The 19,157-nt window shown below is 62.4% G+C and carries 18 protein-coding genes and 1 tRNA gene; 11 read left to right on the top strand and 8 right to left on the bottom strand.

The genetic code is table 11. The annotated features are described in order from the left end of the window. Positions 1 to 93: 93 nt before the first annotated feature. On the bottom strand, positions 94 to 900 hold the full coding sequence (locus NKI99_RS26975; RefSeq protein WP_128304680.1) for an alpha/beta hydrolase: 807 nt from the start codon (positions 898 to 900) through the stop codon (positions 94 to 96). 241 nt (positions 901 to 1,141) lie between these two features. Here NKI99_RS26975 and NKI99_RS26970 point away from each other — a divergent pair, with 241 nt between their 5' ends. The 3 genes from NKI99_RS26970 to NKI99_RS26960 are packed head-to-tail and all read left to right on the top strand — an operon-like array spanning position 1,142 to position 5,970. Further along, on the top strand, positions 1,142 to 3,091 hold the full coding sequence (locus tag NKI99_RS26970) for a PrkA family serine protein kinase (RefSeq protein WP_013529362.1): 1,950 nt from the start codon (positions 1,142 to 1,144) through the stop codon (positions 3,089 to 3,091). 17 nt (positions 3,092 to 3,108) lie between these two features. Beyond that, positions 3,109 to 4,419 (top strand): YeaH/YhbH family protein, encoded by a 1,311-nt coding sequence (locus NKI99_RS26965; protein ID WP_352441756.1) that lies wholly within the window; start codon positions 3,109 to 3,111, stop codon positions 4,417 to 4,419. A gap of 9 nt (positions 4,420 to 4,428) precedes the next feature. Further along, positions 4,429 to 5,970 carry a SpoVR family protein gene (locus NKI99_RS26960; protein WP_352612725.1) on the top strand — a complete coding sequence of 514 codons (1,542 nt, stop codon included), beginning with the start codon at positions 4,429 to 4,431 and terminating at the stop codon, positions 5,968 to 5,970. A gap of 24 nt (positions 5,971 to 5,994) precedes the next feature. On the opposite strand, the gene NKI99_RS26955 is transcribed toward NKI99_RS26960, so the two are convergent. The 3 genes from NKI99_RS26955 to NKI99_RS26945 are packed head-to-tail and all read right to left on the bottom strand — an operon-like array spanning position 5,995 to position 8,626. Further along, a complete protein-coding gene (locus NKI99_RS26955; RefSeq protein WP_352441757.1) occupies positions 5,995 to 6,888 on the bottom strand; it encodes an HlyC/CorC family transporter in 894 nt (297 codons plus the stop codon). Continuing rightward, positions 6,885 to 8,018: a 3-dehydroquinate synthase gene (gene aroB, locus NKI99_RS26950; protein ID WP_352612724.1), complete on the bottom strand. Its 1,134-nt coding sequence runs from the start codon at positions 8,016 to 8,018 to the stop codon at positions 6,885 to 6,887. The genes NKI99_RS26955 and aroB overlap by 4 nt, the downstream gene beginning before the upstream one ends. Further along, positions 8,015 to 8,626 carry a shikimate kinase gene (locus NKI99_RS26945; protein ID WP_352612723.1) on the bottom strand — a complete coding sequence of 204 codons (612 nt, stop codon included), beginning with the start codon at positions 8,624 to 8,626 and terminating at the stop codon, positions 8,015 to 8,017. The genes aroB and NKI99_RS26945 overlap by 4 nt, the downstream gene beginning before the upstream one ends. A 210-nt stretch (positions 8,627 to 8,836) precedes the next feature. On the opposite strand from NKI99_RS26945, the gene NKI99_RS26940 reads away from it, so the two are divergent. From NKI99_RS26940 to NKI99_RS26920, 5 genes are all read left to right on the top strand, one after another. Further along, positions 8,837 to 8,989, top strand: coding sequence for a hypothetical protein (locus NKI99_RS26940; RefSeq protein WP_013529356.1), 153 nt, complete (start codon positions 8,837 to 8,839; stop codon positions 8,987 to 8,989). A gap of 16 nt (positions 8,990 to 9,005) precedes the next feature. Beyond that, on the top strand, positions 9,006 to 9,923 hold the full coding sequence (locus NKI99_RS26935; RefSeq protein ID WP_352612721.1) for a site-specific tyrosine recombinase XerD: 918 nt from the start codon (positions 9,006 to 9,008) through the stop codon (positions 9,921 to 9,923). 99 nt (positions 9,924 to 10,022) lie between these two features. Continuing rightward, positions 10,023 to 10,973 (top strand): acetyl-CoA carboxylase carboxyltransferase subunit alpha, encoded by a 951-nt coding sequence (locus NKI99_RS26930; RefSeq protein WP_023811063.1) that lies wholly within the window; start codon positions 10,023 to 10,025, stop codon positions 10,971 to 10,973. 216 nt (positions 10,974 to 11,189) lie between these two features. After that, positions 11,190 to 12,488, top strand: a complete 1,299-nt coding sequence (locus tag NKI99_RS26925) for a L,D-transpeptidase family protein (RefSeq protein WP_127295953.1) — start codon at positions 11,190 to 11,192, stop codon at positions 12,486 to 12,488. Between the two features lie 8 nt (positions 12,489 to 12,496). Beyond that, entirely contained in the window at positions 12,497 to 12,739 is a 243-nt protein-coding gene (locus NKI99_RS26920; RefSeq protein ID WP_023811061.1) for a sulfurtransferase TusA family protein, read from the top strand. A gap of 3 nt (positions 12,740 to 12,742) precedes the next feature. Here NKI99_RS26920 and NKI99_RS26915 read toward each other — a convergent pair whose 3' ends face one another. Further along, the gene (locus NKI99_RS26915; protein ID WP_352612719.1) at positions 12,743 to 13,861 is read right to left on the bottom strand and encodes a CobW family GTP-binding protein; all 1,119 of its coding nucleotides are present in this window, start codon (positions 13,859 to 13,861) and stop codon (positions 12,743 to 12,745) included. Between the two features lie 3 nt (positions 13,862 to 13,864). After that, a complete protein-coding gene (locus NKI99_RS26910; protein ID WP_352612717.1) occupies positions 13,865 to 15,028 on the bottom strand; it encodes a D-alanyl-D-alanine carboxypeptidase family protein in 1,164 nt (387 codons plus the stop codon). Between the two features lie 211 nt (positions 15,029 to 15,239). Here NKI99_RS26910 and NKI99_RS26905 point away from each other — a divergent pair, with 211 nt between their 5' ends. The 3 genes from NKI99_RS26905 to NKI99_RS26895 all read left to right on the top strand — a co-directional run bounded on the left by NKI99_RS26905 (position 15,240) and on the right by NKI99_RS26895 (position 17,232). After that, a complete protein-coding gene (locus NKI99_RS26905) occupies positions 15,240 to 16,403 on the top strand; it encodes a M20 aminoacylase family protein (RefSeq protein ID WP_352441763.1) in 1,164 nt (387 codons plus the stop codon). An 83-nt stretch (positions 16,404 to 16,486) separates the two neighbouring features. Beyond that, positions 16,487 to 16,563 (top strand) — tRNA-Arg (locus tag NKI99_RS26900). Positions 16,564 to 16,671: 108 nt separating this feature from the next. Next, entirely contained in the window at positions 16,672 to 17,232 is a 561-nt protein-coding gene (locus tag NKI99_RS26895) for a cytochrome b (protein WP_352612715.1), read from the top strand. Between the two features lie 172 nt (positions 17,233 to 17,404). Here NKI99_RS26895 and NKI99_RS26890 read toward each other — a convergent pair whose 3' ends face one another. Next, positions 17,405 to 17,758, bottom strand: a complete 354-nt coding sequence (locus NKI99_RS26890) for a cupin domain-containing protein (protein ID WP_024503728.1) — start codon at positions 17,756 to 17,758, stop codon at positions 17,405 to 17,407. 339 nt (positions 17,759 to 18,097) lie between these two features. After that, positions 18,098 to 18,991 (bottom strand): sugar phosphate isomerase/epimerase family protein, encoded by an 894-nt coding sequence (locus NKI99_RS26885; RefSeq protein WP_023811055.1) that lies wholly within the window; start codon positions 18,989 to 18,991, stop codon positions 18,098 to 18,100. Positions 18,992 to 19,157: the final 166 nt, after the last annotated feature.

Genomic DNA, 19,157 nt, shown 5'->3' with positions numbered 1-19,157 from the left:
CCTCCCGCTCACGATCGAAGAGCACTTGCACCCTGGCGCGCCCGCACAGCAATATCCCGCCGCCACTTTTGATCTGATCCAGTGCCGTAAAGATCAGCCAACCGTCGATTTCAGGAATGCCAGAGCGGCCGCGGTCAGCGCGTCGCCATCCTCGCCGAAATCCCGATTGATCGACATATGCGTGTAGGCGCTGCCGTCGAACAGCGTGACCTTGGTGCCCGTCGCGCGCAGGCGCTCGGCAAAGGCCTTGGAGTCCTCGCCGCGGCCAGGGGCGCGCGAATAGGCAATGAAAGTCGGCGGGTGCCTGCGGCCGTCGACATGGCTGGCCGGCGACAGTGCCGCCCATTGCGCGGGATCGGAAAAGACGCGGGCATAGGCCCGCACCATGCCGCCCTTCTTGGCAAGTGCTGCAAGATCATAGGCCCTGGTATCGTCGAGAATGAGCGCAGCTATGCCGGGCAACCCGCCGCGCATGCCGGTCAGCGCAATCAGATGGCAGCCGGCCGAATGGCCCATGCCGACGATGCGGTTGGGATCGCCGCCATGCCGGGCGATGTTGGCTCTGATGTAGGCGTAGGCCTTTTCGACGTCACCGGCCTGGGTGGCGACATCGGCCTGCGGCAACATGCGGTAATCGATGGAGACGAAGCAGAAGCCGTTGGCGAGCAGGAAGGCCGGTTTGGCGTCGACCTGACTGCGTTTGCCAAACTGCCAGGTGCCGCCATGAACGAAAAACACGACCGGCAGGCCCATTGCACCATCGGGCGCATAGATGTCGAGCTTGGCCGGCCCGTAGTCTAAGGTTTTTGGCGTGGGTCGGCGTGTTTCCGACGCGGCCGATGCTTCCAACGGCAGCATCGCCGCCACCGAGGCCATGATCAGGCTTCGTCGATCGATCATCACTGTCTCCTGACGAGGCAAGACTGCACGCGGCGGCCCCAGCCGTCCAGTCAGGGATTCGCCACACACCCGCTACCCGCGCTGAATACCGCTCCGCACCGAGCGCCTTGATCCCGGAGTGGCCTCAAAACCTCATGATCGTAGCCACCTCTTCACATGAAGGGAACAAACGGTACCCCCCGACAGTTGAATGCGAGGTGAGCCGAATGGAAGCCACAGCGGCTCCGAGGGCAAAAGCATCATGCGAGAGAACCAGTCTGACGTCTTCGATCTGTTTTCGGAAATTTACACCAACGCGGCACAGGAAGAGATCAGCATCCAGCAATATCTCCTTGCCTGCCGCGAGGACAAGTCGATGTATGCCTCAGCGCCTGAACGGATGGTCGAGGCGATCGGCGAGCCGAACCTGGTCGACACCAGCAAGGATGAGCGGCTCGGCCGCATATTCTCCAATCGAACCCTGAAAGTGTACCCCTCCTTTGCCGATTTCTATGGCATGGAGGACACAATCGAGCGCATCGCCGGCTATTTTCGCTATGCGTCGCAGGGGCTCGAGGAACGCAAGCAAATCCTCTATTTGCTCGGCCCGGTCGGCGGCGGCAAATCGTCCCTTGCCGAGCGGCTGAAGAAGTTGATGGAGCAGCGCCCGATCTACACGCTGAAGGTCGGCAACCAGGTCAGCCCGGTTTTCGAATCGCCGCTGGGCCTTTTCCATCCCGATCGCATGGGCGACCTGCTGGAGGATAAATACGGCATTGCCCGACGCCGGTTGAATGGGCTCATTTCGCCATGGGCGGCCAAGCGCCTCGATGAACTCTCCGGCGACATTTCCAAGTTCAGCGTCGTCAAGCTGATGCCTTCGCGACTGCGCCAGATCGGCATCGCCAAGACCGAGCCCGGCGACGAGAACAATCAGGACGTTTCGGCCCTGGTTGGCAAGGTAGATATCCGGCAATTGGAAAATTTCAGCCAATCCGATCCGGACGCCTATTCCTATAGTGGCGGACTGAACCGGACCACCCAGGGCCTGCTTGAATTCGTCGAAATGTTCAAGGCGCCTATCAAGGTCCTGCATCCGCTGCTGACCGCCACCCAGGAAGGCAGCTACAACGGCACCGAAAATTTCGGCGCCTTTCCCTATCAGGGGATCATCGTGGCTCATTCCAACGAGTCGGAATGGCTGCAGTTCAAGAACAACAAGAACAATGAGGCTTTTCTCGATCGCATCCTCGTGGTCAAGGTGCCGTATTGCCTGCGGATAACCGAAGAGCGGCAGATCTACGAGAAACTGCTGCGGGAGAGCGAATTGGCCGCCAGTCCCTGCGCTCCAGAGGTGCTGGACATCCTCAGCCGGTTTACCGTCTCGACCCGGTTGGCCGAGCACGACAATTCGCCGCTCTACACCAAGATGCGCGCCTATGATGGCGAGAACCTCAAGGAAGTCGACCCCAAGGCCAAGTCGGTTCAGGAATATCGGGACGCCGCGGGCGTCGACGAGGGCATGGCCGGCGTCAGCACGCGCTTTGCCTTCAAGATCCTGTCGCAGACCTTCAACTATGACACCGAAGAGGTGGCCGCCGACCCCGTGCATCTCATGTACATCCTGGAGGAGGCAATCAAGCGCGAACAGTTTCCGAAGGAGACGGAAGCCGCCTATCTGGAGTTCATCAAGTCCGAGCTGGCCGCGCGGTATGCCGAATTCATCGGCCATGAGATCCAGAAAGCCTATCTGGAATCGTACAGCGAGTACGGCCAGAATCTTTTCGACCGCTACATCGCCTATGCCGACGCCTGGATCGAAGACCAGGACTACAAGGATCCCGACACCGGCCAGATCCTCAACCGCGAGGTTTTGGACAACGAGCTTTCGCAGGTCGAAAAACCGGCCGGCATCGCCAATCCCAAGGACTTCCGCAACGAGGTGGTGAAATTCACGCTGCGCGCCCGTGCAAGAAACCATGGCCGCAACCCGGCGTGGACAAGTTACGAAAAGCTGCGGGAAGTCATCGAGAAACGCATGTTCGGCCAGGTCGAGGACCTCCTGCCGGTGATCAGTTTCGGCTCCAAGCAGGACAGCGTCACGGAAAAGCGGCACAATGAATTCGTGCAGCGGATGGTCGAGCGCGGCTACACCGAGCGGCAGGTTCGTCGCCTTGTGGACTGGTACATGCGGGTGAACAGGGCGGGTTAGAGAACCCGGATGGTTCCATGCCGATCTTCATCGACCGCCGCCTGAACCCGAAAGACAAGAGTCTCGGCAATCGCCAGCGCTTCCTCCGACGCGCGCGCGAGGAATTGAAGCGGAGCATACGCGACCAGATCCGCACCGGCAGGATTGCCGACGCGGATTCCGAGCACGCCGTGCGCATGCCCGAAAGAGGCACAAGCGAGCCGAGCTTCAACAACGCCGGCGACACCGGCAGGCGCCAGCACATCTTGCCGGGCAACAGGCATTTCTCCGCCGGAGACCTGATCCCCAAGCCCGGCGGAGGCGGCGGGGGAGCATCGTCCCCGGGAAACAAGGCATCAGAGGACGACTTTCGTTTCGTACTGTCGCGCGAGGAAGTGCTCGATCTGTTCTTCGAGGATCTCGAGCTCCCGGACATGGTCAAGCTCAACCTCAAGGAGATCCTTGCCTTCAAGCCGCGCAGAGCCGGCTTCGCCGCCACCGGTTCGCCGACCAACATCAATGTCGGCCGCACGATGCGCAACAGCCACGGCCGCCGCATTGCGCTGAGGCGCCCCAAGCAGGTCGAACTGGATGTCCTCCTCGAGGAAATCGCCTCGCTCGAGTCGGCGCCATCCAGCGTCGACGCGCGCCAGCGTATCGCGGCATTGCGCGAAGAGCTTGACCGGCTGGAACGACGCCGCCGCCGGATTGCCTATGTCGATCCGGTCGACATCCGCTTCAACCGCTTCGATTCCCGGCCGGTGCCGAACGCCAATGCCGTCATGTTCTGTCTGATGGACGTGTCCGGGTCCATGGGCGAGCGCGAGAAGGATCTGGCCAAGCGTTTCTTCGTGCTGCTGCACCTGTTCTTGAAACGACGCTACGACCGCATCGAGATTGTCTTCATCCGCCACACGCACCTGGCTCAGGAGGTCGACGAGGAGACATTTTTCTACAACACCCAAAGCGGCGGCACCGTCGTTTCCACCGCGCTGGAGGAAATGCACCGTATTATCGCCAGCCGTTACCCGGCCCACGACTGGAACATCTATGCCGCCCAGGCCTCGGACGGCGACAATTTCGCCGGCGATTCAGAGCGATGCATTTCGCTGCTCAACGGCGAACTCATGCGGCTGTGCCAATATTTTGCCTATGTCGAGATCATCGACGAGCGTGAAGCCCATATTTTCGGCTCGACCGAAAACGGGACGTCGCTGTGGCGTGCCTATAACGCCATCGACCAGAAGTGGCCGAACTTCCAGATGAGCCGCATCGCCACACCCGCCGATATCTACCCGGTCTTTCGCCAGCTCTTCGGCAGGCAGCCGGCCTCCCTCAAGAGAGCGTGAGGGTTCCCGATGGCCAGACAAGCGAGCAAATCCAGTCTGCTTTTCTCAGGGTCAGACTGGGATTTCAAAACATTGTCGCGGGCCTATGACGCGATCGAGGCACTTGCGGTCGAAGAGCTTCATCTGGACACCTATCCCGTTCAGATGGAGATCATCTCGTCGCAACAAATGCTCGACGCCTATTCGTCCATCGGCATGCCATTGATGTACCGTCACTGGTCTTTCGGCAAACATTTCCTCCACCAGGATCTGCTCTATCGCAAAGGCGGGCGAGGGCTTGCCTATGAACTGGTCATCAATTCCAATCCCTGCATCGTCTATCTGATGGAGGAAAACACCATGGCCCTGCAGGCCTTGGTGACGGCCCATGCAGCGCTCGGGCACAATCATTTCTTCAAGAACAATCAGCTGTTCAAACAGTGGACGGATGCGGGTGCGATCCTCGGCTACCTGGACTTCGCCAAGGGCTACATAGTCCGTTGCGAGGAGCGGCATGGCCTCGCCGCCGTCGAGGCTGTTCTCGATTCCGCCCACGCGCTGATGGATCAGGGCGTGTTTCGCTATCACCGGCCGCCGAGGCTGTCGTCGGAACGGCAACGCGAAGGAATTCGCGAGCGTCTCGAATACGAGGAGCGCTCCTACAACGACTTGTGGCGTACGCTGCCGCCTTCGCAGCAGGAGACCAACGACAAGAGCAAGGACCCGGAGCGGAAGAAATCGCTCAACCTGCCTGAGGAAAACCTGCTCTATTTCCTGGAAAAGAACAGCCCGGTCCTGGAGCCATGGCAGCGTGAGATCATCAGGATCGTCCGCGTCATCGCGCAATATTTTTACCCGCAACGGCAAACACAGGTGATGAACGAGGGCTGTGCCACTTTCGTGCACTATACGCTGATGAACATGCTGTTCGACCGCGGCCAGATCAGCGAAGGCGCCATGCTCGAAATCCTGCGCAATCATTCCAACGTGATCTTCCAGCCGGCCTTCGACGATCCGCGCTTTTCAGGCATCAACCCCTATGCTCTCGGCCTCGACATGATGCAGGACATTCAGCGCATCTCGACCAAACCCACGGCCGAGGACCGCGATTGGTTTCCCGACATCGCCGGCCAGGGCAACTGGCGCGAGGTCCTGCTTGACGCATGGGCCGATCATCGCGACGAATCCTTCATCCGCCAGTACCTCAGTCCGGCCTTGATCCGGAAATGGCGGTTTTTTGTGCTCGGCGACGCTGCCGACCAACCTCATTGTCAGGTCACCTCGATCCACGACGAGCGCGGCTACCGCAAGATACGCGACGCGCTCGCCAACAGTTACGATCTCGGCGCGAACCGGCCGGACATTCAGGTGGTGGATGTCGATCTGCTCGGCGACCGCCATTTGCGGCTGCAGCACAAGGTCAATGACGGCATCCTTCTCGAGGATGCCAGCCGCGACGCCACGCTTCGTCACATTCGCAGGCTTTGGGGCTATGAAGTCAGCTTGGCGGCCATAGATGCCGAGACCGGCGCGACGATCCACGAACGCTCGACCAGCCAGATCGCCGGATGACGTGCCCCGGCCTCCCTGCGCGTATCAGGTGTCGCCGGCTGGCCTGATCCTCAGCCTTGCGATCCGGTTCTTGTCGCGTTTCATGACGACGAAGCGCTTGCCGTGGAACGTAAAAGCCTGCTTCTCCTCGGGGATCGATTGCGTCTCGTGGATGACGAGGCCGGCAATGGTGGTGGCCTCCTCATCCGGCAGGTTCCAGTCGAGAGCCCGGTTGAGATCACGGATGGGCACCGTACCGTCGACGACGACGGAGCCGTCGGCCTCCTGCTTGACGCCCTGTATGTCGACATCATGCTCGTCGGCGATCTCGCCGACGATCTCCTCGATAATGTCCTCCAGCGTCACCAGCCCTTCGACCTCGCCATATTCGTCGACCACGACGGCGAAATGCGCCTTGCGGCGAAGGAAGGCGTTGAGCTGTTCCTGCAAGGTCGTGGTGTCGGGCACGAACCATGGTTTCGAGGCGATCTTCATCACGTCGATCCTGGAGAAGTCGTTGCCGACTTCGTTCAAGGCGCGCAGCAGATCCTTTGCATGCAGTACGCCGACGATGTTGTCGAGCGAGCCTTTCCACAGCGGCATGCGGGTGTGCGGGCTTTGCAAAATCTCGCGCACCACCGCTTCCGGCGCATTGTCCGCATTGACCGAGCGCATGTTGGTGCGGTGGACCATGACGTCGGAGACTTCCAGCTCGGCGAGATCGAACAGCCCGCCGACGCGGTCGCGATCCTCGCGCACCACCTGGCCGTCGCGGCGGAAATCGTCGACCGCACCGCGCAATTCGTCCTGGCTGGAACGCTGCGGCTCGATGCGCGAAAGCTCGTATCCGAACATGGCAAGCAGGCGCGTGCGCACGGCAACGAGCAGCACGATGAGGATGGCGAGGACGGCGACGACGATCCAGCCTGGCTCGTTCATCTCCGGTCGCTTTCCTTTGGGTGGTTCTCCCTGAGGAACGTCAGCACTTCCGATGCCGGAACATCTTTGGCAATGAAAGCCTGGCCGATGCCGCGCGTCAGGATGAAGGTCAGCGCGCCGCGTGACACCTTCTTGTCCTGGGTGATGAAGGCAAGCAGAGTCTCGGCGTCAGGCAATTCGCCCGGGATGTCGGCTATCCGCCAAGGCAGGCCGACGGCGCGCAGATGCGACTCGACGCGCGCGGCATCGTCGGGGCTGGCCAGATTGAGCCGTGACGAGAACCGGTAGGCCAGCGCCATGCCGATTGCGACGCCTTCGCCATGGACGAGGCGGCTTCCGTCATATTGGGTGGCGGCTTCCAGCGCGTGGCCGAATGTGTGGCCGAGATTGAGCAACGCGCGGTCGCCGGTCTCGAATTCGTCGCGCGCAACCACGTCCGCCTTGGCGCGGCAGGCTTCGGCAATCGCCTGCGTCCTCTCCGGCCCGCCGGCGAACACCTTTGCCCAGTTCTCTTCCAGCCAGGCGAAAAATTCCGGCCGGTTGATGAGCCCGTATTTGGCGAGTTCGGCATAGCCGGCGCGGAATTCGCGGATCGGCAGCGTGTCGAGCACCCCGGTGTCGGCCAACACCAATTTCGGCTGATGGAAGACGCCGACAAGGTTCTTGCCGCGTGGGCTGTTGATGCCGGTCTTGCCGCCGACCGAGGAATCGACCTGAGCCAGCAGCGAGGTCGGGATCTGCACGAAATTCATCCCGCGCCGCACAATGCCGGCGGCAAAGCCGGCAAGGTCGCCAATAACGCCGCCGCCGAAGGCGATGACGATGTCGCCGCGCTCCAGTTTCGCAGCCAGCACACCGTCGACCACCTCTTCGAGATGAGCAAAACTCTTGGTCTTCTCGCCGGGCGGCAACGTGATCACGGCGGTCTGGATGCCGCCCGTTTCGAGGCTGGCCTGAAGGGCAGCGAGATGCGCTGCCGCGACATTGGCGTCGGTGACGACCGCGGCGCGCGTGCCCGGCAGCCGGCGCGCAATCTCCGCGCCCGCGCGGGCCAACAACCCCGAGCCGATCAGAATGTCATAGGTCCGATCGCCAAGGCCTACTTCGACGACAACGGGTGCGATGCTCACGATTCCACCTCGCCCGCCGCCGTCGTCTCATCGATGCCGAAATGCCGGCACAGCGCGTCCACCACCTCGGTCGCGATGACTTCCTTGCGGTCGTCGCGGGTCGGCACGGTGACGTCCGATGTCGCGTAGATCGGATAGCGCTCGCCCATCAGTCGCTCCAGCACGGCGCGCGGGTCGGCGCTTTTCAGGAGCGGCCGGTTCTGCTTCTTGGAGACGCGGTCCATCAGAAGATCGAGCTCGGCCTTCAGCCATACCGACACGCCCTGCGCTGCAATCGCCTCGCGCGTCTGCGCATTCATGAAGGCGCCGCCGCCGGTCGACAGCACCTGCGGGCCGTTTTCCAGCACGCGCAGGATGACGCGCTGCTCCAGCGCCCGGAATTCGGTCTCGCCATAGCGCTCGAACAGCTCCGGAACGGTCATGCGCGAGACGCTTTCGATCTCCTGGTCGCTGTCGATGAAGGGCAGCGCCAGCATCGTCGCCACCTTACGGCCGATCGCCGTCTTGCCGGCGCCCATCAGTCCGACGAAGACGACGGAACGGCTGCCCAGCCGGCCAAGCAACGCGGCGTGGGTCTCGTCTGGAGGATTTGCTGGCAGCGCGTTCATTGGATTGTTCGAAGGCCCTCTTTGCCGGCGTATCGACATGAAAAGCCCGTTTGCGTCAAGCGTGGCAAGTGCCTTGAACCCGATATGGACCGGCAGGGTCTGCATGAGAAGTTGCTAACAGGCCCCAGCTTCTTCCTTGAATTGGCCGGATTGGCGTCCCATAAGGGGACAGGGTTTGGAAACGCAGAACAAGAAGACGGGCGAAAATTGATGCCGACACTGTTTCGCTTTGTCGTGGTAACAGCGATTCTGGCTGGCATTGCCTATGGTACGATGTTCGCCCTGGTGATGTTCGTCGAGCCAAAGAAGGGGGAAATGAGCGTGCGCATCCCTCCGGAAAAGCTGAACCCCAAGAAAAGCTGAACCCGAAGAAAATTGAATGAACAGCGCCGCCCGCATCGAAGCCTTTCTGGAAATGATGAGCGCCGAGCGGGGCGCGGCCGAAAACACGCTTTCCTCCTACCGCCGCGACCTCGAGGACGCTTCTGGCGCGATCGATGGCGGGCTGGCCGGTGCCGCCGCCGCCGATATCCGCGCCTATCTCGACGACATTGCCGCCCGCGGCTTTGCAGCCACCTCGCAGGCGCGCAAACTGTCGGCGATCCGTCAGTTCTTCAAATTCCTCTACGCCGAAGGCCTGCGCGGCGATGACCCGACCGGCACGCTGGACAGTCCGAAAAAGGGCCGCCCGCTGCCCAAGACAATGAGCGAGGCCGACACCGGCCGGCTGATTGACCGTGCGGCGCTTGAGGCCGGCGATGTCTCGTCGGGCGATGGGGACAGTCTGGCGTCACTGCGCCTGCATGCGCTGGTCGAGGTGCTTTACGCCACCGGCCTGCGCGTTTCCGAGCTGGTCGGCCTGCCGGTGACGGTGGCGCAGCGCGACGACCGTTTCTTCATGGTGCGCGGCAAGGGCGACAAGGAGCGCATGGTGCCGCTGTCCGCCAAGGCGCGCACGGCGATGAAGACCTGGCTTGCCGCCCGGGCCAAGGTGCCCGCCTTCGCCGACAGTCCGTTCCTGTTTCCGGCCGCCTCCGACAGCGGCTATCTCTCGCGCCAGGTCTTCGCGCGTGACCTGAAAGGGCTGGCGGCAAGGGCCGGCATTGCCTCGCCGAAGATCTCGCCGCACGTGCTGCGCCATGCTTTCGCCAGCCATCTCCTGCAGAACGGCGCCGATCTGCGGGCCGTGCAGCAATTGCTTGGCCATGCCGACATATCGACGACACAGATTTACACCCATGTGCTGGAAGAGCGGCTGGTGCGGCTGGTCAACGATCATCATCCGCTTGCCGACTAGGCCTCATATCGCTATGTGAGGACGACATTCCACCGCCCGGAGCCTTGGATTCAAGGGTTCCGTCAGCCACTGCCTTCCGACATATCGGTCCGCTCACGCATGTATAATTACCTCGATTTCGAAAAGCCGGTGCAGGACCTCGAGGGCAAGATCCTCGAGCTGAAGAAGCTTGCCGAAAATGGCGAGGCGGTCGATGTCGGCGACGAGATCAGCCGTCTCGAGAAGCGCTCCCGCGACGCGCTGCGCGATGCCTACAAGGCGCTGACGCCGTGGCAGAAGGTGCAGGTGGCTCGCCATCCCGACAGGCCGCATTGCGTCGACTATATCAAGGGCCTGTTCACCGATTTCACGCCGCTGGCCGGCGACCGCAATTTCGGTGAGGACCAGGCGATCGTCGGCGGTTTCGCCCGTTTTCGCGGCGAGCCCATTGCCATCATCGGCCAGGAAAAAGGTTCCGACACAGCCAGCCGCCTGAAGCACAATTTCGGCTCGGTTCGCCCGGAGGGCTACCGCAAGGCGGTGCGGCTGATGGAACTGGCCGACCGCTTCAAGATCCCGCTGCTGACGCTGGTCGACACGGCTGGCGCCTATCCCGGTGTCAACGCTGAAGAGCGCGGCCAGGCGGAGGCTATCGCCCGTTCAACCTCGACCTGCCTCGGCCTGAAAGTACCGTCGATCTCGGTGGTCATCGGCGAAGGTGGTTCGGGCGGAGCCATTGCCATCGCCACCGCCAACCGCGTCTACATGCTCGAACACGCCATCTATTCGGTGATTTCGCCGGAAGGCGCCGCCTCTATCCTGTGGCGCGACACGACGCGATCGAAGGATGCGGCAACCAACATGAAGATCACCGCGCAGGACCTTCTGGAGCTGAAGATCATCGACGCCATTATCCCCGAGCCGCTCGGCGGCGCGCATCGCGGCGCCGAAACCGTGATCGGTGCGACCGGAGACCTCATCGCCAGGACGATGAAGGACTTTGCCGGCGCCAACACCGATTTCCGCGAGCAGCGCCGCGAAAAATACCTGGCCATGGGCCGCAGTCTCTGACCGCAGGCAGCCTTGGCGGCCACAATGTGGCGGCTACGAGCATTTTTGCCACAAAAATGCCGCTGCATTCGGCTCAATGAGACTGCCGCAGGGGGATGCGTCGGCACTTGCGGTAAGGAATTTATTAGGGTTAACGGGCTTAGGGTCCGTCGATGCGCAGTGCAGCGGCCAGGCAGGAAACGTCCTGGCGCCAGAGAAAAGACGATATCCGCAGCCATGTTTATCAAGCTTGCCCGCACCGGAATCCTGATCGCCGCCCTCGGCGTTGCCGGCTGTAACAATTCGTCGATGAAGGATTTCGCGCCGGAGGCCAACAAGCCGCTGCCCGACAAGATCCTCGCCGACATGAGAGCCAAGGGCATGGTCCGCACCTCGTCGGTGATGGCCCGCATCTTCAAGGAAGAAGGCAAGCTCGAGATCTGGAAGGCCAAGACCAACGGCCGCTACGACATGGTCGCCAGCTACGACATCTGCAAATGGTCGGGCAAGCTCGGGCCGAAATACACAGAAGGCGACCGCCAGGCGCCGGAAGGCTTCTACACGGTGCGCCCGGCGCAGATGAATCCGCGCTCGAACTACCATCTGTCCTTCAACATCGGCTATCCCAACGCCTATGACCGCGCCAACGGCCGTACCGGCTCCAATTTGATGGTGCACGGTGCCTGCTCGTCGTCGGGCTGCTATTCGATGACCGATGCACAGATCGAGCAGATCTATGCCTTTGGCCGCGATGCCTTCCAGGGCGGCCAGACCGAGTTCCAGATCCAGGCGTTTCCGTTCCGCATGACCGCCGCCAACATGGCGCGCTACCGCAACGACCCCAATTACGACTTCTGGAAGATGCTGAAGGTCGGCTACGACAATTTCGAGATCACCAAGGTGCCGCCGAAGGTCGATGTCTGCGAGAAGCGTTATGTCTTCAACCAGGTTGCCGCCGACGGTCAGACATTCGACCCGACCGGCGCTTGCCCGGCGACGACGCAGCCTGATTCGCTGAAGAGCGCCTACAATTCCTACATGAGCACCTACGACGCGGCATTCAGCGGCGCGGTCAAGGCCAGCGTGCCGGCGCCCAAGCCGACCATCGCCGGTATCAAGGAAGCCAGCATCGTCTCCGACTGGTCCAAGCGCCGCGCACGCGGCGAACGCGTGCCGATCGATCCGCCGTCGCTCAACAATGACGGCTCGGTCACCGAGACGGCACGCATGGGCCGCATCGATTCGCCCGCTGGCCGCAAGATGGCGGCCCTCGACGCCGAAAAGGCGGCCAAGCAGAAGGCCGAGGAGCAGAGGCTCGCTGCCATAGAGGCGGCCAAGCAAGCCAAGGAAGCCGCCAAGGCTCAGGCTCTGGCCGAAAAGGAGGCCGAAAAGGCCGCCAAGGAAGCCCCTGTCGCCACCGCGACCATCGCGGCCCCTTCGGAAGCGGCACCGATGGCTGAGACGCAAGCGGCGAGTGCCGACGAGAGCCGCGTGACGAAGCTGAAGAACAAGCTGCTCGGCATGTTCGGCGGTTGATTTCGCCCGTGGATGATCGCGCCGCTATTTATGACCTCAAGGGGCTGAACTGCCCCTTGCCCGTGCTCAAGGCCAAGAAGCGCTTGGCCGGGATGCAACCGGGCAGCCGGCTGTGGCTCGAAACCACCGACCCGCTCGCCGTCATAGATATTCCGGCATTCTGCTCCGAGAGTGGCCACCAGTTGATTGAAACGGCGGCGGTCTCCGGCGGCCATCGCTTTCTGATCGAGCGCGGCGAACAGCAATCGTAGAGTTCAACGCCCGGCAATCGCCAGCGGGTTGTTTTCCAGCGCGGCGCGGTCGGGCGTGTCGATCGACGGCCGGTTGGTGAAGGCGGTGAACAGCCTGCGGATATAATCTTCGGGCATATCGAGCGTGATCAGCACCAGCCGCGTGCCGCGCTGGCCATCGGGCCAGGACGGCAGTTGCACCGGCGGATGCAGGATTTTCTGTACGCCATGGATCACCAGCGGCCGCGACGGGTCTTCCCTGAGTTCGATGACGCCCTTCATGCGCAGCAGATGCTCGCCATGCGTCGAACGCAGCAGGTCGAGGAACATCTCGATCGCCGAAAACGGCACCGGGCCGTCATGCACCAACGAATAGGAACGCACGCGCGAATCGTGGCGATGCCCATGGTCACGGCCATGCTCGTGATCATGTCCATCATCATGATTGTGATGATGGTGATCATGCGCTGCTTCCTCGCCCAGCCAGCGCCGCACATCGGCGGATTTGGTTGCAGGGTTGTAGAGGCCGCAGTCAAACAGCGCCGCCACGCCTGTCTCCGTGTCGCCGGCATCGAGCAGTTCGGCGCCCGGATTGATCTGCCGCAGGCGCGCCCGAAGCATTTCCAACTCATTGGGATCAGCGACCAGATCGGCTTTGCTGAGCACGATGCGATCGGCGACGGCAGCCTGCTTCACCGCCTCGACATGGGCGTCGAGCGTGGCGTTGCCGTTGACGGCATCGACCAAAGTGATGACGCCGTCGAGCCGGAAGGCCTGGATCAGTGCCGGATGCGCCATGATCGACTGCAGCACCGGCGCCGGGTCGGCAAGGCCGGTGGTCTCGACGATGACGCGGGCAAGACGGGCGATGCGGCCGGTCTGCAGCCGGTCGACTAGGTCGGCCAGCGTATCGACCAGTTCACCGCGCACCGTGCAGCACAGGCAGCCGTCCGACAGCTGGATGATGCCGTCGGAAGACTGCTCGACCAGCAGATGGTCGATCGCCACCTCGCCGAACTCGTTGATGATCACCGCCGTATCGGCCAGCGCCGGATCCTTGAGCAGCCGGTTGAGCAACGTCGTCTTGCCGGCGCCGAGGAAACCGGTCAGCACCGAGACGGGGATCGGGAAGCCGCTCGCCATTGGCTAGTTCGCAACCTTGGCCGGCCGGTCGCCCTGTGCGGCGGAGCCGGCAATCTTCGGGCCGGTGCCGGCCGGTGCCGGCCTGTCGGGCCGCCAGCTCGGGATCGGCACGTCGGCGTATTCCTGGCCGCCCTGGTCGAGGATGGCCTTCGGCGCCGGACCGGTGGCGCCGCCAAGGCCGACGGCAACCAGTGTCGGCACATGGTCGAGTTTTTCCTGATAGGGTGATTTCGGCACGTTCTTGGCGACGACCGGCGGCGCCTCGGACTGTTCCGCAGGCGCCTTCTTCTTGCAGACCTCGTCCTGCATGTCGTTGGGCGAGACGGTGTCGCCATAGGGCGCCAGCGTGGTGACGGTGGCCGAGCCGGCGGCAGGCGCGTCAAAACCTTGATCGAGCAGTTTTGCCGCGGTCTCGGCACGTGTGACCGCCGATTTCTCGCCAAGCACCACCGCCACCAGCGTGCGCCCGTTGCGGGTCGCCGAACCGATCATGTTGAAGCCGGAGGGGCAAACAAAGCCTGTCTTCATGCCGTCGGCGCCAGGATAACGGCCGATCAACAGATTGTAGTTCGGGATCACCTTCTTGCCGACGGCAAGGCCTTCGATCGAGAACCACGGCACATATTGCGGAAATTCGCGGCGGATCGCCATCACCAGCACGGCGAGGTCGCGCGCCGTCGTGTACTGATCCGGCGAATAGAGCCCATTCGGATTGACGAAATGCGTGCCGTTCATGCCGAGCCGGGTCGCCTCGGCGTTCATCCGCTCGGCAAAGGCCGCCTGCGAACCGCCGACATTTTCGCCCACCGCCATGGCGATGTCGTTGGCCGATTTGACCAGCATCATCTTCAGCGCGTTGTCGAGCCGCATCACCGAGCCCGGCTTGAAGCCCATCTTGCTTGGCGGCTCGGCGGCGGAGTGCTTGGTCACCTTGATCGGCGAATCAAGCTGAACCTCGCCGGCGGCGATCGCCCGAAAGGTGACATAAGCGGTCATCAGCTTGCTCAGCGACGCCGGATACCAGCGCTTGAACGCGTCCTGATGCTGCAGGATCTTGCCGCTGCCGAGATCGAACACGACCACCGGATTGGCCAGCGCCGGCCCGGCCAGGACCGACAGCGCGATTGTGCCAGCCGAGAATAGTTTGAGGAAATGCCTGTACCGCATGATCAAATCCGAAATCGCCTCTTGCCGTAGTCGCCCCTGGCTCCGTAAGATTTCGTTACGCGATCGCCAGCATATGGTCCGGCCCTCAAAAACCGGACCCATTGTTGCGGTGCTATTTACTCTATGTGACGCCAAGATGGCAAAGTGCCTGGCGATCACAATTGCAAGGCAGCGGCCAACACCGCTGTCCCAACAGCGAGATGGAACCATCATGCCAATCCTGAACCGTGCCGCCGAAATGCAGGACGAAGTTGCCGGCTGGCGCCAGCATCTGCATCAGACGCCAGAACTGAACTTCGACGTCTTCAAGACCGCCGCCTTCGTCACCGAGAAGCTGAAGGCCTTCGGTTGCGACGATGTGGTCACCGGCCTCGGCAAGACTGGCGTGGTCGGCATCATCCGCGGCCGCCAGGGCGAAGGCCCCACAATCGGCCTGCGCGCCGACATGGACGCGCTGCCGCTCAACGAGATATCAGGCAAGCCCTACGCCTCGACCATCCCCGGTAAGATGCACGCCTGCGGCCATGACGGCCACACCGCGATGCTGCTGGGCGCGGCCAAATACCTCGCCGAGACGCGCAACTTCACCGGTTCGGTGGCGGTGATCTTCCAGCCGGCCGAAGAGGGCGGCGGCGGCGGCAACGAGATGGTCAAGGACGGCATGATGGAGCGTTTCGACATCTCCAGGGTGTTCGGCATGCACAACATGCCGGGCCTGCCTGTCGGGCAGTTCGCCATTCGCCCGGGTCCGATCATGGCGGCGACCGCCGAGTTTACCATTACCGTTAGGGGAAAGGGCGGCCACGCGGCGATGCCGCACGGCACGATCGACCCGATCGTCATCACCAGCCAGCTGGTCGGCGCCTTGCAGACGATCGCCTCGCGCAGCACCGACCCGGTCGAGGCCGTGGTGGTGTCGGTGACCAAGTTCCACGCCGGTGACGCCTACAACATCATCCCCGAAACCGCTGAAATCGCCGGCACCGTGCGCACCTTGCGCAAGGAGATCGCCAAGAAGTCCGAAGAGCGCATCCGCAGCATCTGCGACGGGCTGGCGACCGCGTTCGGGGCAAAGATCGAGGTCGACTACCAGGCAAATTACCCCGTGACCTTCAACCACGCGGAAGAGACGGTGTTTGCCGGTGATGTCGCGATGAGTGTCGCCGGCGACGCCCATGTCCACCGCGGCATCCAGCCCGTGATGGGCGGCGAGGATTTCTCCTACATGCTCGAAGCCCGCCCCGGCGCCTTCATCTTCATCGGCAATGGCGACACCGCCGGTCTCCACAACCCGGCCTACGACTTCAACGACGAGGTCATCCCGCACGGCATGAGCTACTGGGTGAAACTGGCGGAAACCGCGCTGGCCGCCTGACGGCGGCAGCGCAAAGTCGGCCGAATTGCCTTCGGCCGGCCTCTTGGCGAAACGATCCGAAGCGGCTATGTGTCTGGCCGCGTGGTCCCGTAGCTCAGTAGGATAGAGCGGCAGATTCCTAATCTGTAGGTCACAGGTTCGATTCCTGTCGGGATCACCACGCTTTTCAAAGACTTGGTGAGCCGCCATACTTCTTCGCGAAATTGGCCCGCTGGAGCGGATGAAACCATCACGCCCTCTTGCATTTGACAACAGTCGAGCTTCGGATGTGAAGGAGAACCCTCGCCTGCGCTGGCATTTCGGCATTCGTCTGTTGCATTGGCTGACCGTGATCGCGCTCGCGGCGCAAATCGCCATTGCCTTCGGGCCGATGGACGGGCCGGGTATGGCGACGATGAACTGGCTTCCGCTTCACATGTCGATCGGCGTGACGATCCTTGCCATCATCGTCCTCAGACTTTGCTGGCGCATCTTTACCCGCGCCCCTGTCAGGCAAGCCTCACGGCCCATGCGGTTTGCGACGGCTTTCTTCCATATGTTTCTCTACGTTGCGATTCTCGCCGTCCTGATAACGGGATGGCTGGGCTACCGGCCAATGCCTTTCATGCCTCCCGCGCGGCTTTTCGGAAACTTGCCTGTGCCGTTGGCGCCGTCCGTCAGCGCGCTTTCGGCAAGGGGATTCGCACTCATCCATGCAAAGCTGGTCTGGGTATTGCTTGGACTTGCCGGTGTTCACATCCTGGCTGCCCTGGTGCATTTCGTGCTGCTGCGCGATGGCGTCATGCGAAGCATTTTCTTCAGCCGGTCGAACACCGCATCGCGGGAATAGAAAATGCCGCTTGCGCATGAGGACGGCTGCTCATGCCGCCTAGCCTACGCGACAAGAGCGACGAACACGCCAAGGTTCAGGCGTGCCGCGCCTGCTCCGGGATGCGGCAGTGATACGGTCCTGCCGTGACAGCAACCGCACCGTTTTCCGCACGCGGGGTCGCCGATCCGCCTCAGCCAACCCTGACGACAAAATGCTTCGTCACCGGCTCGATGATCTTCCAGGTTCCCTTGAAATCGGCTTCCACCACGAAGGCATCGCCGGGGCCGACCTCGACCGGCGTGCCGCCGTCCGGCGTAATGATGATGCGGCCGGCGATCATGTGCACGAACTCATAGTCGGTATAGGTGGCGTGATAGGTGCCGGGCGTCGCGCGCCAGGTGCCCGACAACACCTTGCCGTCCTCGGTCGTGTGCTGGACGGCGGTTTGCATGGTCGGCCTGCCCTCGACGACGATCCAGCCAGCCAGATCGCCGGCGTCCGCGTGTTCGACGGTGCCGAATTTGAGGATTGTCTCGCGTGTCATGTGCTGGGCTCCGTTTGGTGGATTGCGTGGCGTTGTTTGCCTAGCCGGTCAGATAACCGATGCACCTGCCGCGGGCAATGCCGGCGCCAACGGCCGGCACCTTGGCTGACGGTGCATCGAACCAAAAACCCGCCTGTGCGGCGGGTCACTGGCGCAAATCAGCACCATAGACAAATATGTACCATAGCTGAGGTCACCGGGTCAAGAAAAAATTCCTATCTCGGAAAAAACCGGCGGCACAAAAGCTGCCAAAACGGCTACCACGAGGCCTTTTGTTAATCTGAGTTCGAAACCCAGCCCTGCGGCGCACGCGGCGTCCTTCGGCTCTCGACGGGCGGGTCAGGGTTTGTGCCGCGCCGAGACGAGTTCCGCCTTGCGCCTTGCCGTCTCCATTCCCAGACCGATGAAAGCACGCGCGTGCTTGGCCAGCGCCATGTTGTCCGTCCAGAGATTGCGCCAGATCGCGGTCTTCTTCGACAGGTTCTCATCGACGATTTCCGAAGAGAAGGATTCGAAGCTGAGGTCGTCGCTGTAGCCGATGGCCGTCAGCGCATCGAAGATCGCGGCGAAATCGATATTGCCGGTGCCGAGGAAACCGCGATGGCTCTCGCCGATATGGACATAGCCGATCTTATCGGCGGCATGACGGATGGCCAGCCCGACATCGGCCTCCTCGATGTTCATGTGGAAGGTGTCGAGATGCAGGAAGATGTTGTCCGAGCCGGTGTCCTCGATGAAGGCCAGCCCTTGCGCGGCGGTGTTGAGCAGATTGCTTTCGAAGCGGTTGACGATCTCGAGGTTGAGCGTGACGCCGGCCGCCTTGGCTGTCTCGGCAACCTTGGCCAGCGTGCCGGCACTGCGCTGCCATTGATCGCGCGTCGGCGCCTCGACCTGCAATCCGTGGCTGGTGGAGAGAATGCCGGCGACCTTCCGGCCGCCGAGATCGCGCGTCAGCGCGATGGTGTCGTTGAGGATTTCGACGCCGCGCGCGGCAATCGCCTTGTCGGCGCTCGAAATGTCGCCATCAACAGGCAATCCGATGCTGATCGCCACGCCGAGGCCAAGATCGGCGATGCGCCTGGCAAGCCCGCCGATGTCGACATTGGCGGGGTCGAGATAGGAGAATTCGATGAGGTCGAAGCCGGCCTCCCTGGTGTTGGTCAGCGTGCGCTCGAGATCTGCCTGAGCCGAGCTCGCCGACCAGACGAAAGAATGGATTCCAATACGCGACATCATCGTCTCCGGTGCTGACAAGAGGTGCGGGCCGGGCGAGCCCGCCCCCCCCCCCCGGGGGGGGTTTTTAGGGGGGGGGGGGAGCCCCGGTGTTACGTAAGGGGAGAGGGCGGGGGGGGCGGGGGGGGGGCCGGGCCGGGAGGCCCCCCCCCCGGAGGGGAGGCCC

The sequence above is a fragment of the Mesorhizobium sp. M0239 genome, from assembly GCF_040321815.1.
GTDB lineage: Bacteria > Pseudomonadota > Alphaproteobacteria > Rhizobiales > Rhizobiaceae > Mesorhizobium.
This window is presented reverse-complemented; position numbering and strand designations above follow the sequence as displayed.

Coding starts and splice junctions, on each gene's coding strand:
- NKI99_RS26965 (WP_352441756.1), top strand. CDS start 3,109: ATGCCGATCTTCATCGACCGCCGCCTGAACCCGAAAGACAAGAGTCTC.
- NKI99_RS26885 (WP_023811055.1), bottom strand. CDS start 18,991: ATGTCGCGTATTGGAATCCATTCTTTCGTCTGGTCGGCGAGCTCGGCT.
- NKI99_RS26955 (WP_352441757.1), bottom strand. CDS start 6,888: ATGAACGAGCCAGGCTGGATCGTCGTCGCCGTCCTCGCCATCCTCATC.
- NKI99_RS26925 (WP_127295953.1), top strand. CDS start 11,190: ATGTTTATCAAGCTTGCCCGCACCGGAATCCTGATCGCCGCCCTCGGC.
- NKI99_RS26935 (WP_352612721.1), top strand. CDS start 9,006: ATGAACAGCGCCGCCCGCATCGAAGCCTTTCTGGAAATGATGAGCGCC.
- NKI99_RS26975 (WP_128304680.1), bottom strand. CDS start 900: ATGATCGATCGACGAAGCCTGATCATGGCCTCGGTGGCGGCGATGCTG.
- NKI99_RS26890 (WP_024503728.1), bottom strand. CDS start 17,758: ATGACACGCGAGACAATCCTCAAATTCGGCACCGTCGAACACGCGGAC.
- NKI99_RS26945 (WP_352612723.1), bottom strand. CDS start 8,626: ATGAACGCGCTGCCAGCAAATCCTCCAGACGAGACCCACGCCGCGTTG.
- NKI99_RS26905 (WP_352441763.1), top strand. CDS start 15,240: ATGCCAATCCTGAACCGTGCCGCCGAAATGCAGGACGAAGTTGCCGGC.
- NKI99_RS26960 (WP_352612725.1), top strand. CDS start 4,429: ATGGCCAGACAAGCGAGCAAATCCAGTCTGCTTTTCTCAGGGTCAGAC.
- NKI99_RS26915 (WP_352612719.1), bottom strand. CDS start 13,861: ATGGCGAGCGGCTTCCCGATCCCCGTCTCGGTGCTGACCGGTTTCCTC.
- NKI99_RS26940 (WP_013529356.1), top strand. CDS start 8,837: ATGCCGACACTGTTTCGCTTTGTCGTGGTAACAGCGATTCTGGCTGGC.
- NKI99_RS26910 (WP_352612717.1), bottom strand. CDS start 15,028: ATGCGGTACAGGCATTTCCTCAAACTATTCTCGGCTGGCACAATCGCG.
- NKI99_RS26970 (WP_013529362.1), top strand. CDS start 1,142: ATGCGAGAGAACCAGTCTGACGTCTTCGATCTGTTTTCGGAAATTTAC.
- NKI99_RS26930 (WP_023811063.1), top strand. CDS start 10,023: ATGTATAATTACCTCGATTTCGAAAAGCCGGTGCAGGACCTCGAGGGC.